Origin of the sequence: Anaerovibrio lipolyticus LB2005 (assembly GCF_000621545.1) — a bacterium.
GTDB classification, from domain to species: Bacteria; Bacillota; Negativicutes; order Selenomonadales; family Selenomonadaceae; genus Anaerovibrio; species Anaerovibrio lipolyticus_A.
Map to the genome: position 1 here is coordinate 23,325 of NZ_JHYA01000013.1, position 14,835 is coordinate 38,159.

Annotated in this window: 11 protein-coding genes and 2 tRNA genes; 5 read left to right on the forward strand and 8 right to left on the reverse strand. The window is 46.0% G+C overall.

The window, feature by feature from the left end; translation table 11 throughout:
* From T355_RS0110430 to T355_RS0110440, 3 genes are read right to left on the reverse strand one after another with little or no spacing between them, the layout of a single operon-like run.
* Positions 1-1,347 (reverse strand): hemolysin family protein, encoded by a 1,347-nt coding sequence (locus tag T355_RS0110430; protein WP_027397709.1) that lies wholly within the window; start codon positions 1,345-1,347, stop codon positions 1-3.
* A 17-nt stretch (positions 1,348-1,364) separates the two neighbouring features.
* Positions 1,365-3,869 (reverse strand): DNA topoisomerase III, encoded by a 2,505-nt coding sequence (locus T355_RS0110435; RefSeq protein WP_027397710.1) that lies wholly within the window; start codon positions 3,867-3,869, stop codon positions 1,365-1,367.
* A 47-nt stretch (positions 3,870-3,916) separates the two neighbouring features.
* Positions 3,917-4,288: a YkvA family protein gene (locus tag T355_RS0110440; RefSeq protein ID WP_027397711.1), complete on the reverse strand. Its 372-nt coding sequence runs from the start codon at positions 4,286-4,288 to the stop codon at positions 3,917-3,919.
* Positions 4,289-4,506: 218 nt separating this feature from the next.
* On the opposite strand from T355_RS0110440, the gene lysA reads away from it, so the two are divergent.
* The 5 genes from lysA (at position 4,507) to T355_RS0110465 (ending at position 8,680) form a co-directional block, all read left to right on the forward strand.
* Positions 4,507-5,769, forward strand: a complete 1,263-nt coding sequence (gene lysA / locus T355_RS0110445; protein ID WP_027397712.1) for a diaminopimelate decarboxylase — start codon at positions 4,507-4,509, stop codon at positions 5,767-5,769.
* A 14-nt stretch (positions 5,770-5,783) separates the two neighbouring features.
* Positions 5,784-6,725 (forward strand): AEC family transporter, encoded by a 942-nt coding sequence (locus tag T355_RS0110450; protein WP_027397713.1) that lies wholly within the window; start codon positions 5,784-5,786, stop codon positions 6,723-6,725.
* A gap of 83 nt (positions 6,726-6,808) precedes the next feature.
* A tRNA-Ser gene (locus tag T355_RS0110455) sits at positions 6,809-6,897 on the forward strand.
* A 151-nt stretch (positions 6,898-7,048) separates the two neighbouring features.
* Positions 7,049-8,518 (forward strand): glutamate--tRNA ligase, encoded by a 1,470-nt coding sequence (gene gltX / locus T355_RS0110460; RefSeq protein ID WP_027397714.1) that lies wholly within the window; start codon positions 7,049-7,051, stop codon positions 8,516-8,518.
* Between the two features lie 87 nt (positions 8,519-8,605).
* Positions 8,606-8,680 (forward strand) — tRNA-Glu (locus T355_RS0110465).
* Between the two features lie 526 nt (positions 8,681-9,206).
* On the opposite strand, the gene T355_RS0110470 is transcribed toward T355_RS0110465, so the two are convergent.
* From T355_RS0110470 to T355_RS0110490, 5 genes are all read right to left on the reverse strand, one after another.
* Entirely contained in the window at positions 9,207-10,208 is a 1,002-nt protein-coding gene (locus T355_RS0110470) for a GGGtGRT protein (RefSeq protein WP_027397715.1), read from the reverse strand.
* Positions 10,209-10,242: 34 nt separating this feature from the next.
* Positions 10,243-10,938: an iron-sulfur cluster assembly scaffold protein gene (locus T355_RS0110475; protein WP_037330118.1), complete on the reverse strand. Its 696-nt coding sequence runs from the start codon at positions 10,936-10,938 to the stop codon at positions 10,243-10,245.
* Positions 10,939-11,043: 105 nt separating this feature from the next.
* The gene (gpmI, locus tag T355_RS0110480) at positions 11,044-12,576 is read right to left on the reverse strand and encodes a 2,3-bisphosphoglycerate-independent phosphoglycerate mutase (RefSeq protein WP_027397717.1); all 1,533 of its coding nucleotides are present in this window, start codon (positions 12,574-12,576) and stop codon (positions 11,044-11,046) included.
* Positions 12,577-12,595: 19 nt separating this feature from the next.
* Positions 12,596-13,348: a triose-phosphate isomerase gene (tpiA, locus tag T355_RS0110485; RefSeq protein ID WP_027397718.1), complete on the reverse strand. Its 753-nt coding sequence runs from the start codon at positions 13,346-13,348 to the stop codon at positions 12,596-12,598.
* A 255-nt stretch (positions 13,349-13,603) separates the two neighbouring features.
* Complete coding sequence (locus T355_RS0110490; protein ID WP_027397719.1) at positions 13,604-14,797, reverse strand: phosphoglycerate kinase; 1,194 nt, start codon at positions 14,795-14,797, stop codon at positions 13,604-13,606.
* Between the last annotated feature and the right edge of the window lie 38 nt (positions 14,798-14,835).

Genomic DNA, 14,835 nt, shown 5'->3' on the forward strand with positions numbered 1-14,835 from the left:
TTATATTTCCTCCTCGGCGGTGATTTCCGGATGGTCCTCCACCAGCGGCTTCTTCAACTGAAGCAATATTCTGGTAATGCGCAAATTATCAATTTCCTCCACAAAGAAATCCACGCAGTCACAGGATGCCTTCATACCAATCATAGGAGGCGACTGAACATTGTTATAGAGCCAGCCTCCAATGGTGTCAATGTTATCCGCCTCAATTTCCATTTCAAAAATATCACTTACTTCCTCCAATAACAGCATAGCATCAATGGAGTAAATAAGGTCAGAACGCTTTTCAATGGAAGGACGTTCCTGGTCAAATTCATCCTGAATTTCACCTACGATTTCCTCAATGACATCCTCGATGGTAACCATGCCTGCAGTGCCACCGTATTCATCCACCACAATAGCCAGCTGGGAACGCTGCTTCTGCATCATCTTCAAAAGCATACTGATTTTCATGGTTTCCGGCACCACCAAAGTACGGCGTACCAGTTTTCTCAGAATAGGACGACGACGTTTATATAAAGACTGCATCAAATCCTTAATATGCAAAAATCCCACAATATCATCCTTGTCCTCACCGCACACCGGGTAACGGGTAAGGTGCTCCTCCATGGCCACCTTGATATTCTCCTCAAAGCTGTCCTCCAAGTAAAGGCATACCATATCAGTGCGGGGAATCATAATTTCACGTACATTGCGGTCCGCAAAATCAAATACATTGTCCACAAAATCCAGCTCTGTTTTATCTATGTAGCCCTGCTTATGGCTTTCCTCCATAAGACGTCTGATTTCATCCTCTGTATGGGCCACTTCATCACCGTTGTTGGATATATCAACCCCAAAAATGCTGGCCACAAACACAGCCACCTTGTTCAGCACCCATACAGATGGGTACATAATTTTCTGGAAGAACATGAGGGGAATAGCCACTGCCAGCATTACCCTTTCCACCTGCTGGATTGCCACATTTTTTGGAATCAGCTCACCAATAATAATGGTAGCTGCCGTTACCAGTGAAAAGGCAATAATAAAGGAAATGGTGGTGGACAATGCTCCACTAAGGCCTATAATTTCAAATACCGGCTTCAACACATGACTGATGGTAGGCTCTCCCAAAAGTCCAAGGCCCAGGGAAGCCAGAGTGATACCCAGCTGGGTTACGGACAGAGAAACATCCACGTGCTCTACCAGTGGCTTGGCATAAACCGCCCGACGGTTACCTGCCTCTATCATGGAGTTTAAGCGGGACATTCGCATTTTTACAATGGCAAATTCTGCCGCCACAAAAAATCCATTAAGGGCAACCAAAATTACTATGATTATAAGTTTAATTATAACCTCTGTTATATCCAAGAAAATTTCCTCCTATGTTAATTGAAAACAGGCATATTCTTTTCGTCATCAAAAGTGGCTGTACAACGTGGATAGTTACTACATCCCCAGAAATTTCCGTTACGGCCCTTGATGCGCCGCAAACTGCCCTCCCGGCACTTCGGGCAGAGATATTTGGAATCATCCTTTTTATTTTCTGTACTTAAATGCTCCATAGGTGCCGCCGAAGCCTTTGGCTCCTCCTTGCTCCAGCCGCCCTGATTGCCATTGCTGCGGGGCGTACCAAAGGAAGGTATTGTTTCATTGTAACCACTGGAGGCGGAGGCCGTAAAGGAATCCATTAGCTGAAATTCCTGATTAAAGGCTGCCATCTCCTCCTCGCTGATATACGGATTGCCAAAAGGACTTTCTTCAATGTTTGCCGCTGCCGTGACAATTCTGCGTTTACCACTTGAGAAATTGGAGCCCCCGCCAAAACTACGGCTCTGATTACGGGCTTTTGCTCCCTCCAAATCCGGTTTGCCATCCTTGTCGTCGCAGGTCATACGGCATTTAGGAAAGGCAGAGCAACCCCAAAAATCACCATTTTTGCCGTGTCGTTTCAATAACACGCCACTTTTACACCGAGGACACACATTGGCAGCTTCACCGCCTTCTGTAGTGGAGGCCACCTGTAACTTGGCACCATAGGCCTTTTGACAAAGCTCTGTGGTAAATTTCACCTGATTTTCAATGAAATCATTTAATGAGCCGTCACCATCAGCCATGGAATGGAGCTTATCCTCCCAAATGGCTGTAAAATCCGGATATGACAGCTCCTCCGGCATTGCATCAATGAGCATATAGGCTGACTGAGTAGGCTGAAGATATTTTTTCTTTCCGGTCTGGTTCATAAACTTACGGCGGATAAGATCATCGATAATGGTAGCCCTGGTGGCCTCTGTGCCGATGCCATACACATCCTTCAGCTTCTTCTTGGACTCGGGGTCCTTTACGAATTTATGAATATCCTTCATGGCCGCCAACAGAGTAGATGTGGTAAATCTCATTGGAGGCTTAGTGGCCTTCTGGCTCATTTCACCTTCAAGATAAGCTACCCCATCCTTTTTCTTCATCATAGGCAAGGAAGCAGTGTCATCTTCCTCGTTATTATCTCCGTTATCACCATTTTCTTCATGCTTATCCTTTGTCTGGGATGTATAAAGAGCCTTCCAGCCCAAATCCAGCTCTACTCTACCGCTGGCTGTAAAAAGCTCATCCTTGTAATCGATCTCTATTTTTGTCTGATTATATGTATGCACAGGATAGAACTGGGCAATATATGCCTGAGCCACCAAAAAATAAATATTTCGCTCCATTGGGGTCAGCTTTTCTGCCCCGGCTGGAACACGGGTAGGAATAATAGCGTGATGGGCAGAGATTTTCTTGTCATTCCAGGCACGGCTCTTGATTGAGCCATCCGCTGCAGCCGCCCACTTAGCCAGCTGTTCATCACCGAAATTTTGCAAATGCTTTAAAATGGCCCCATTATCCTTGAACTGGTTGGTTGGCAAATACTCACAGTCAGAACGGGGATATGTGGTGAGCTTTCGCTCGTATAGCTTCTGAGCTGTATCCAATACCTGCTGTGGGTCGTAGCCAAACCGTTTTCCAGCCAACACCTGGAGTGATGACAGGGAAAATGGCAGTCGCTGCTGCTCCTGCTTCTTGCTCTTGGTATAAGCTGATATAACACCATTTGTTGGTGACTCAAGGAACTCCGCCATCTTGGCATCCGCTACGGCCTTGTCCACCAACCTGCCCTCAGAATCCAGACCAGCCTGAATGTCCTTTGGCTTCCATGTGGCGTAAAAATCTCCATTTTCATGGTGAAACTTACCCTTTATGGTGTAGTAATCCACTGGTTTAAAGTTTTCTATTTCCCGTTCCCTGCGCACCACCAAAGCAAGGGTAGGAGTCTTAACCCGTCCCACTGGAAGTACAAGACGTCTATGTCCTGCCCTCTGGGCCGCCAGAGTATAGGCTCTGGATAAATTCATACCAATAAGCCAGTCTGCCCGTGCCCTGGCCAGAGCTGACTGCTTAAGATTGAAAAACTCACTGTTTTCTCTAAGGGAACTGTTAGCTTCCTTAATGCTCTTTTCATCAAGAGCATTGAGAAGAATACGCCTCACCGGCTTTGTATTGCCCACAAAATCCAGCACCTCATCAATTAAGAGCTGTCCCTCCCGGTCCGGGTCACCTGCGTGAACTATTTCATCAGCCTTATCTATGAGGCCCTTTATAATATTAAACTGCTTGGCACAGGAAGCATCCACCAACAATTTCCATTCCGCAGGAACGATTGGCAGATCCTCTGCCCGCCAGCTTTTATATTTTTCATCATACTCCTGGGGTTCAGCCTGCCTTAAAATATGGCCAAAGCCCCAAGTAACAACGCCCCCCTGGGTTTCAATAAAGCCATCCCCCCGGCGCATTGGCCCTGGAAGACATTTGGCAATTTCAGCACCCATGCTGGGCTTCTCTGCTATATATAAACGCACTGTAAAAACCTCTCGAATAAATTCTGTCTAAATATTTATTGGATAAATCAAGTGAAAAGCAACTTATAAATTCCATATACCACCAGGAAAGTCCACAAAAGAAGCAATATGGTAGCTATTACCACCACCATTGGCAGAAACTTCCCATAATGACCAGCACTGTGCTCACAATCCTCCAGCACCTCTGGAGGCAACAGCTGGCGCAGCCCCGCCAATATAGCCGGCACAATTACCGCATCATCCACAAGGCCAGCAGCGGGAATGGCATCAGGGACAATATCCACGGGGCTGACGAAATATAAAATAGCCGCCAATATGGCCAGACGGAATACCTTTGGAGTGCGACGATTTATAAGAGCAAAGAGCATTACAACAATATCTTTGCGTATCAGACGAAAAATCATAAAGAGCCGGTTCATAAATTCATCTCCTTCTGGACTTACTGCAATGATATACATGTCTATCGTTATATTTTACCATATTTTCAATATATACCACAAAACCTACATTAAATAATATTAGTATAACAAAAAATATATAATTGACATATTTTCTATGACAATTTATACTATCTATGTAATTAATATTGCTTATCAATTAGCTATAACTACCAAATTAAAATATGGAGGGCTTGTTTATGAAAGAAAAGGTTTTCCCAATTTCCCAGCAGCGCCTGGAAGAAATTATTGCAAAGTACCCTACACCATTTCATATCTATGATGAAAAGGCTATCAGGGCAAACATCCGCCGTCTTTTTAAAGCATTCAGCTGGGCTCCTGAATTCAGGGAGCATTTTGCTGTAAAGGCCACTCCAAATCCAAGACTCATGCAGATTCTGGCAGAGGAAGGTGCTGGCTCTGACTGCAGCTCCCTGGCAGAGCTTTGTCTTTCAGAGGCCGCTGGCATCACCGGTGAAAAAATAATGCTCACCTCCAATGATACCCCTGCAGACGAATTTCAGAAGGCCATCGAGCTGGGAGCTGTCATCAACCTTGACGACATTACCCACATCGAATATCTTGAAAAGCATGCGGGAATGCCAAAGATTATGTCATTCCGCTACAACCCTGGTAATCTTATTGCCGGCAACGATATTATCGGCAAGCCAATGGAAGCCAAGTACGGTCTTACCCATGATCAGATTCTCAAGGCCTATAAAATGGCTCAGGACCGTGGTGTAAAGCGCTTTGGGCTCCACTGTATGGTTATTTCCAATGAGCTGAGAACTGAAGGATTTGCCCTTACAGCCTCCATCATGTTCAATCTGGCCAAGGAAATCAAGGAAAAGCTGGGCATCACCCTGGAGTTTGTAAATCTTGGCGGTGGTATCGGCATCCCGTATGAGCCTTCACAGGAGGAAGTAAATCTGGAGGAAGTAGGCGAGGCCATTCATAAGCTCTATGATGAAATCATGGTACCAGCAGGACTTGGCCAGTGTGCCATCTGCTTTGAATCCGGCCGTGCAATTACCGGGCCTTACGGCTATCTGGTTTCCACAGCTATCCATGAAAAGCACACCTACAAAAATTACATTGGTCTTGATTCCTGCATGGCTAATCTCATGCGTCCTGCCCTTTATGGTGCTTATCACCATATTACTGTTGTGGGCAAGGAACACGCCCCTAAGGACCATGTATACGATGTAACCGGTTCCCTGTGCGAAAACAACGACAAATTCGCCATTGACCGTCAGCTGCCAAAGATTGACATGGGTGATCGTATTGTTATTCACGATACTGGTGCTCATGGTCATTCCATGGGCTTTAACTACAACGGCAAGCTGAGAAGTGCCGAACTTTTATTGCGTGAGGACGGCAGCGTGGAAATGATTCGACGTGCCGAAACTCTGGATGATTACTTCGCCACACTCACCGGTTTTGATGGGGCAATTATGAAGTAAAGCTGGGATATTTAATGTACAGTAATTTTATAGTCTCTCTGGAGGCAGTCCTTCCTATAGCCATTCTTATAGGTGTGGGAATGCTGACAAAAAAAATGCAGCTGCTCACCAAGGATGAAATCGCCCATGTGAACAAGCTGGTGTTTAAGATTCTCTTTTTCTGCCTCTTATTTAAAAATATGTACCAGGCAGATTTCAGTATTGCCTTTCAGCCTCAGCTGCTGCTTTTTACCCTGATAGCCATTCTTGCTACCGTAGCAGTAGCCAGTATTGTTGTTTGTTATTTCGTCACGGATAATAAACGTCGTGGTGCCATGATTCATTCCATTTACCGCAGTAATTTTATTATTATAGGTATTCCTGTGGCAGCCAATATTTATGGCCAGGACAATATCGCCATTACCGCTATGCTCATTACGGTGGTTATACCACTATATAACATTTTGGCCGTAACCATCTTTGAAACCTTCCGAGGCAACGAGATAAAACTGAAGCCTGTACTTCTGGGGATAGCCCACAACCCTATGATATTGGGCTGTGTTGTTGGTATCATCTTTAATCTATGCCATATTGTGGTACCCAATGCAGTTTTAAAGCCCATTTTCCAAATAGGCAGTGCCACAACCCCACTGGCTTTAATTCTTTTGGGCGCATCCTTTACCATTTCCAGCATAAAGAAGGACCACCTGTCCATCATGCTGTGTACACTGGGAAGACTTGTAATTGCTCCGGCAATTATTCTGCCCATTGCTGTATGGCTGGGATATCGAAATATTGAGCTGGTATCCCTTATGACTGTTTTTGCAGCACCATGTGCTGTGGTGGGCTTTACCATGGCCCAGCAAATGGACAGCGATTATGAACTGGCTGGCAACTGCATAATAATGACCTCTGGACTATCCTGCTTCACCATTTTCGGCTGGATTTTCCTTGGAAAGACTTTAGGGCTTATTTAAGCCCTTTTTCTTTATTTTAGACGCATTTTAGTGTATAATATCTCTGTTATGCAGATGGATTCATCTATATAATTTAATGCTACGGAGAGGTGTCCGAGTGGTCGAAGGTGCTTGACTCGAAATCAAGTGAGGTTAATAGCCTCCGTGGGTTCGAATCCCACCCTCTCTGCCAGCAACACTTGGCAAAAGCAAACGAAGTGCCGCTTGAGCCTAGTGATGCTCACTCGACAAGGGCCGTGAGTTTTGGGCCTTGTCCGTGCCAGTATCACTTAGTGTATTTACAGATTGCTCACCAGCAATCTCTTTTTTTAGGAGGAATTATTTTGTCAAATCGCGTTCGTACCCGCTTTGCTCCAAGCCCAACCGGCTACATGCATATCGGTAATCTTCGTACCGCACTATATGGTTATCTTTTTTCCAAGTCCCAGAATGGTGATTTTCTGCTTCGCATCGAGGACACTGACCAAAAGCGTTATGTGGCTGATGCAGTGGAATTCATTCAGAATACCTTAAAGGCAGCCAACATCATCCCAAATGAGGGGCCTGATATCGGCGGTGACTGCGGTCCATACATCCAGAGCCAGCGTCTGGATATTTACAAGAAGTATGCAGAGGAGCTTATTGAAAAGGGCCATGCTTATCGTTGTTTCTGCAATGATTGCAGCGAGGAGCAGCATGCAGCTCAGGAAGCCGGCGATGCCAAGAGCTTCGGTGGTTACAATCGTGCCTGCCGCGATTTGGAGCAGTCTGTTATTGACCGGTATCTGGCTGAGGGCAGACCTTATGTTATCCGTCAGAAGATGCCTCTTACTGGTGAGGTTACATTCCACGATGTGGTTCACGGAAACATTACTATCGCCTGTGACACTTTGGAGGATCAGGTTATACTGAAGCGTGACGGCATGCCTACATATAATTTTGCCAATGTTATCGATGACCATCTTATGGACATCAGCCATATTTTCCGTGGCACTGAATTTATTACATCCACCCCTAAGCACGTACTGTTATATCAGTTCCTGGGCTGGGAGCCACCTGTATTCATTCACCTTCCTCCAGTAATGGGCAAGAACGAGGACGGCTCCATTTCCAAGCTCTCCAAGCGTCACGGAGCCACTGGCTTTAGCCAGCTGGTGGATATGGGATATCTCCCGGAGGCCATTACCAACTATGTGGCCCTTTTGGGTTGGTCTCCTAAATCCGAGCAGGAAATCTTCACCATGGATGAGTTGATTGAACGCTTCTCTTTAGAGGGCCTCAGCAAATCCCCAGCTGTATTTGACTACAACAAGCTGGACTGGGTAAACGGCGAATATTTCAAGTCCATGAGCGATGAGGACTTTGCCAAGAAGTCCAGTGCCTTTGGTGGCATTATTGCCGAATCCTTAGGTGACAAGTGGACCTACCTGGCTTCTCTCCTGAAGACCAGAGTTAGCCGTTTCAATGAAATTCCGGAACAGATTGGTTTCTTCAAGGATTTGCCTGATTATGATATCGATCTGTTTAACAATAAGCGTAATAAAGTAACTCCAGAAAAGGCTGCTGAAATCCTTCCTGTAGTTATTGAGGTTCTTGAAAAGGTTGAGACCTGGACTCCTGAGGGTATTGATGAGGTACTGCAGCCAGGCGTTGCTGAAAGCGGTATCAAAATGGGCACCTTTATGTGGCCTGCCCGAATTGCTCTTTCCGGCCAGAAGGTAACACCAGGTGGTGTAACTGAACTGCTCTATCTCTTGGGCCGTGAAGAATCCATGAAGCGTTTAAATCTGGGTCTGACCAAGGTTCAGGGCTAATTCCATAAGCCGAAATAACGCTCAAAAACTTTTTTCAAAAAATATTTGACAAGTTCCTTTAAAAGAGGTATTATATTCCTTGTCAACGGCGCGTTGGTCAAGTGGTTAAGACTCCGCCCTCTCACGGCGGCTTCAGGGGTTCGAATCCCCTACGCGTCACCAGAAAATTCAGCTCAAGGCTTTCTGCCTTGAGCTTTTTTGATACCAAAATATACATGGCAAGAACTAATGACTAGAGCGTCGGCCACGAGCCTAAAATTCTTTTTTCCGATTATATAGTGAAAAAAATCATAACTCGCTTCGCTCAAACAAATGATTTTTTCCACTAATATTAAGGTACGTAAAAAAGACTTTTTTACGGCCCATGTCCTAATTGCTCTAGTCATTGGCTCTTGCCATTTAAAATGATAACTACAATACTAGTGCCATGTTTGATTGTCTTGAACATTAGACTGAATTGTGTATAGAAAATATTTTTTCCATACTAGAGTTATCTCGAAAAATTACTTGTTTGAGCGTAGCGAGTTGTAATTTTTCAAGATATTTATTTAAAGGAAAACAATATTTTTAGCAATTCAGTTGGGTGAAAGGCAATCACACATGGCATATACCTTTTATGCTTATTTTCAAATACCAAAAAGGGCCTCCGCCAAAGCGGAAGCCCTAATTTTATTTATGTAAGCAAATCTTACTTGTTCATTGCCTCTGCAACAGCAACTGCAACAGCAACAGACATACCAACCATTGGGTTGTTACCAGCACCAATGAGGCCCATCATGTCAACATGAGCAGGTACGGAAGAAGAACCAGCGAACTGTGCATCGGAATGCATACGGCCGAGAGTATCAGTCATACCATAGGAAGCAGGACCTGCAGCCATGTTATCTGGATGCAGAGTACGGCCAGTACCGCCACCGGAAGCAACGGAGAAGTACTTCTTACCCTGCTCGGTGCACTCCTTCTTGTAGGTACCAGCTACTGGATGCTGGAAACGGGTAGGGTTAGTGGAGTTACCAGTGATGGAGATATCAACCTTTTCCAGATGCATGATAGCAACACCCTCTGGAACGGAATCAGCACCATAGCACTTAACAGCTGCACGAGGGCCGTCAGAGTACTTAACTTCCTTAACAACGTTAACCTTGCCAGCCTTGTAGTCATACTGAGTCTGAACATAGGTGAAGCCGTTGATACGGGAGATAATCTGAGCAGCATCCTTACCAAGACCATTAAGGATTACGCGGAGAGGGTTCTTACGAACCTTGTTTGCAGTCTGAGCAATACCGATAGCACCCTCAGCAGCAGCAAAGGACTCGTGACCAGCCAGGAATGCGAAGCACTCTGCATCCTCAGTGAGGAGCATAGCAGCCAGATTACCATGGCCCAGACCTACCTTACGATGGTCAGCAACAGAACCAGGTACGCAGAATGCCTGAATACCCTCGCCGATAGCTCTTGCAGCATCAGCAGCAGTCTTTACGCCCTTCTTGATAGCAATAGCAGCACCAAGAGTGTAAGCCCACTTAGCGTTCTCGAAGCAGATTGGCTGCAGATCAGTTACGATAGCAGCTGGGTCGAAACCCTTTTCCTTACAAATATCAGCAGCAGCTTCAATGGAAGCAATACCATATTTCTTGCAAACTTCATTAATACCGTCAATACGGCGCTCATAGCCTTCAAATAATGCCATTTTATTTTCAGTCCTTCCTGTTCGTTATCTCAAATTATTCCTTACGAGGATCGATGTAACGGGCAGCATCTGCGTAACGGCCCTTAGTGGAGGTGTTCTTCTTGATTGCTTCGTTGGCATCCATGCCATTAGCAATAGCTTCCATAGCCTTACCAAGGTGAACAACTTCGTAACCGATTACGCGATCTTCACTGTCAACTGCCATTTTGGTAACATAACCTTCAGCTAATTCGAGGTAACGAGCACCCTTCAGCTTGGTGGAGTACAGAGTACCTACCTGGCTGCGGAGACCCTTACCAAGGTCATCCAGACCTGCGCCAACTGGCAAACCATTATCAGAGAATGCAGTCTGAGTACGGCCATAAACGATCTGCAGGAACAGCTCGCGCATAGCAGTGTTGATAGCATCGCAAACCAGGTCAGTGTTGAGAGCTTCCAGAATAGTCTTGCCTGGGAGAATCTCAGCAGCCATAGCTGCGGAATGAGTCATACCAGAGCAACCGATGGTCTCGATGAGAGCCTCTTCGATGATACCATCCTTAACATTCAGAGTCAGCTTGCAGCCACCCTGCTGAGGAGCACACCAGCCGATACCGTGAGTCAGACCGCTGATATCCTTAATTTCCTTAGACTGTACCCATTTGCCCTCTTCAGGAATTGGAGCTGGACCATGGTTTACTTCTTTTGCAATGCAAGTCATGTCTTCAACATGCTTATCATAATAAATCATTTTGTATTCCTCTCTTCGCTAATAATATAATACTCAGTGCCAAGTGGCCCTAAAGCCAGGTCCGGGCCACTATACACCTTCAAACACATCTAAATGGCAGCTTTATTACTTCAGCTTAACCATTGGAGTACCAGTCATCTCTGCAGGAATCTCCATGCCTGCCAGGGTAAGCAGTGTTGGAGCAATATCACAGAGAGCACCATCGCTGGCTATCCAGCCTACACGGTCAGATACAACGATGAATGGTACAGGGTTGGTTGTATGAGCGGTGAAAGGTGCACCAGTCTCAGGGTCAACCATCTGATCTGCATTACCGTGGTCAGCAGTGATGCATACCTCACCACCAACCTCGCGAATAGCCTCAACAAAGCGGCCAACGCAGGTATCAACAGTCTCAACAGCCTTTACAGCTGCCTCAATAACGCCAGTGTGGCCAACCATATCGCCGTTAGCATAATTCAGAATGATGAAATCATACTTGCCGGACTTAATAGCCTCCACAACCTTGTCAGTAACCTCAATAGCACTCATTTCAGGCTGCAAATCATAGGTTGCAACCTTTGGAGAAGGAACCAGAATACGGTCCTCACCCTTATAAGGCTCCTCAACACCACCGTTGAAGAAGAAGGTTACGTGGGCATACTTCTCAGTTTCTGCAATACGCAGCTGGGTCATACCATTCTTGGAAATAACCTCACCAAGGGTGTTGGTGATGGATTCAGGCGGATATGCAACCTTTACATTAAGGCCTTCCTCGTACTGAGTCATGGTAACAAAAGAGAGCTTCAGAACCTTGCGCTCAAAACCGCTAAACTCAACATCAGTAAATGCATGAGTCAGCTCACGGGCGCGGTCAGGACGGAAGTTGAAGAATACAACACCATCTCCATCCTTCATACCCTTGTAGTCACCTACAACAGCAGGAACTACGAACTCATCAGTTACCTCATTTGCATAAGATGCCTTAACGCCTGCTACTGCATCATCAGTAGCAACGCCCTTGCCCAACGCAATAGCCTCATAAGCCTTCTGTACACGATCCCAGCGGTTGTCGCGGTCCATTGCATAATAACGACCGGACAGGGAAGCAATCTTACCACAACCGATTTCAGCAATCTTAGACTCCAGCTCTGCAACATATTCAGCTGCGGAGGAAGGATCAACATCACGGCCATCAAGGAATGCATGAACATATACATCCTTGAAGCCCTGGTTCTTAGCGAACTGTAAGAGACCATAGAGATGCTCACTATGGCTGTGTACACCGCCTGGGGAAACGAGACCCATGAGATGGAGAGCGCCGCCATTGGCCTTAGCCTGATCAGCAACACTTACCAGAGCCTCATTCTTGAAGAAATCACCATCCTTGATAGCCTTGGTGATACGGGTCAGTGCCTGATAAATAATACGACCGGCACCAATGTTGGTATGACCAACCTCAGAGTTACCCATCTGTCCATTAGGGAGACCAACGAACTCGCCAGAAGCCTGAATATGGGTGGATGGGAAATTCTGTCTGAGACTATCAATAACAGGAGTCTTAGCTATCTGGATAGCATTGTTTGGATCACAGGTTTTGCCGTTTCCGTAGCCATCCATGATAATTAATGCAACAGGTGCATTTTTTAATTTTGCCATTATTTTATCAACCTCTAAATTAGAACTTTACAATTGCGGAGAAGTCAGCAGCCTTCAGGGAAGCACCACCAACCAAAGCACCGTCAACGTTTGGCTGAGCCATGAGATCCTTAATAGTAGCAGGCTTTACAGAACCGCCATACTGGATGCGGATAGCATCAGCAGCGCTCTGACCAAATACCTCAGCTACAGCCTCACGGATAGCCTTGCAAACCTCCTCAGCCTGCTCGAAGGTAGCAGTCTTGCCAGTACCGATAGCCCAGATTGGCTCATAAGCGATAACCAGCTTAGCAACCTCGTCAGCGGAGAAGCCATCAAGAGCAGCCTTGATCTGCTTTACAACATGGTCGATGTAAGTACCAGCCTCACGGATTTCCAGGGACTCACCACAGCAGATGATAGGAGTAATGCCAGCAGCATAAGCAGCGCGAGCACGCTTGTTAACGCCCTCATCAGTTTCACCGAAGTAATCACGACGCTCGGAATGACCAAGTACAACATACTCTACGCCGATTTCCTTCAGCATGCCAGTGGAGATTTCACCAGTGAAAGCACCTTTTGGCTCCCAATGAACATTCTGTGCACCAACATGAATCTTGGTACCCTTGCAAGCATCAGCTACAGCTGCCAGAGCAGTTGCAGTTGGGCAAGCTACTACATCTACAGCCTCAACGTCAGCTACCAATGGAGCCAGCTCCTTAACCAGCTTAACGCCCTCAGCGATAGTGTTGTTCATCTTCCAGTTACCAGCAATAATAGGTCTACGTGCCATAATAATTATATCCTCCTCAAATTATCTATATATTTATCGGTTAAACGTTAAAATACCTCATCCGTCAACTTCGTTGACACCTTCCCCAAAGGGGAAGGCTTGACAAAGCTATGCGGTGAAAAGACAAATCACAATGCGTAGGATTTTCGCCGCAGAGCGCGAAAACACGAAGGAAAAATCCACAGTCGTACATAACTGGTACGTCGAGGAATTTTTCCGAAGGTTGACAAAGCTATGCAGTGAAAAGACAAGCATTTATGCGTCTGCTATAGCTGCGATGCCTGGCAGCTCCTTACCCTCTAAGAACTCGAGAGTAGCACCGCCACCAGTGGAAATGTGAGAAATCTTGTCAGAAAGGCCAGTCTTCTTCAGAGCCGCAATGGAGTCACCGCCACCAACGATGGAGGTTGCACCATTCTCAGTAGCCTTGGCAACAGCCTCAGCAACAGCCAGAGTACCCTTTGCAAATGCATCGAACTCAAATACGCCCATAGGACCATTCCAGATAACGGTCTTTGCACCCTCAAGAGCCTTTACATAAAGGTCGCAGGTCTTAGGACCGGAATCGAGAGCTTCCCAACCCTCTGGAACCTTGTCAACATCCACAATCTTGGTGTTGGCAGTAGCAGAGAAATCATCAGCAATAGTAAGGTCAGCAGGAAGAACAACCTTTACGCCCTTCTCCTTGGCCTTCTTGAGCTGACCAAGAGCCTCCTCAAACTTATCCTTCTCGCAGATGGAATTACCAATTGGCAAGCCCTGTGCTGCATCGAAGGTGTGAGCCATACCGCCACCGATGATGATGGTATCAACCTTATCAATCATGTTGGAGATAACGCCAATCTTGTCGGAAACCTTAGCACCACCGATGATAGCAACGAATGGACGCTTTGGAGCCTCAAGGGTCTGACCAATGAACTTAATCTCCTTTTCCATGAGGAAGCCTGCAACGGACTCAAGATACTGTGCAATACCAACGTTGGCAGCATGAGCACGATGGGAAACACCGAATGCATCGTTTACGGCAATGTCAGCAAGGGAAGCAAGCTGCTTTGCAAATTCAGGATCGTTCTTCTTCTCTTCCTTGTGATAACGGAGGTTCTCTAAGAGGAGAATCTCACCTGGCTTAAGGTCAGCTGCAGCCTTTTCAGCCTCAGGACCTACACAGTCAGGAGCCCACTTAACATCTACGCCCATAACCTCGGATACGCGCTTAACGATGTGCTTGGTGGAGAACTTGTCCTCACGAGCCTCGGTAGGACGGCCAATGTGGCAAGCCAAAATAACTGCTGCACCCTGCTCCAGCATGTACTTAACAGTTTCCTTGGTAGCCTGAATACGAGTATCATTGGTGATATTCATATTCTCATCGAATGGTACGTTATAATCTACGCGGCAAAATACCTTCTTACCCTTAAGATCTACATCTTTAATGGTTTTCTTATTCATACCCATATTAATAAAAACCTCCGTCAATAAAATAGGTC

Bases quoted from the DNA above. Each gene is read 5' to 3' on its own strand.
- T355_RS0110475 (WP_037330118.1), bottom strand. From the start codon at position 10,938: ATGATTTATTATGATAAGCATGTTGAAGACATGACTTGCATTGCAAAA.
- gpmI (WP_027397717.1), bottom strand. From the start codon at position 12,576: ATGGCAAAATTAAAAAATGCACCTGTTGCATTAATTATCATGGATGGC.
- T355_RS0110450 (WP_027397713.1), top strand. From the start codon at position 5,784: ATGTACAGTAATTTTATAGTCTCTCTGGAGGCAGTCCTTCCTATAGCC.
- T355_RS0110440 (WP_027397711.1), bottom strand. From the start codon at position 4,288: ATGAACCGGCTCTTTATGATTTTTCGTCTGATACGCAAAGATATTGTT.
- T355_RS0110490 (WP_027397719.1), bottom strand. From the start codon at position 14,797: ATGAATAAGAAAACCATTAAAGATGTAGATCTTAAGGGTAAGAAGGTA.
- T355_RS0110470 (WP_027397715.1), bottom strand. From the start codon at position 10,208: ATGGCATTATTTGAAGGCTATGAGCGCCGTATTGACGGTATTAATGAA.
- tpiA (WP_027397718.1), bottom strand. From the start codon at position 13,348: ATGGCACGTAGACCTATTATTGCTGGTAACTGGAAGATGAACAACACT.
- lysA (WP_027397712.1), top strand. From the start codon at position 4,507: ATGAAAGAAAAGGTTTTCCCAATTTCCCAGCAGCGCCTGGAAGAAATT.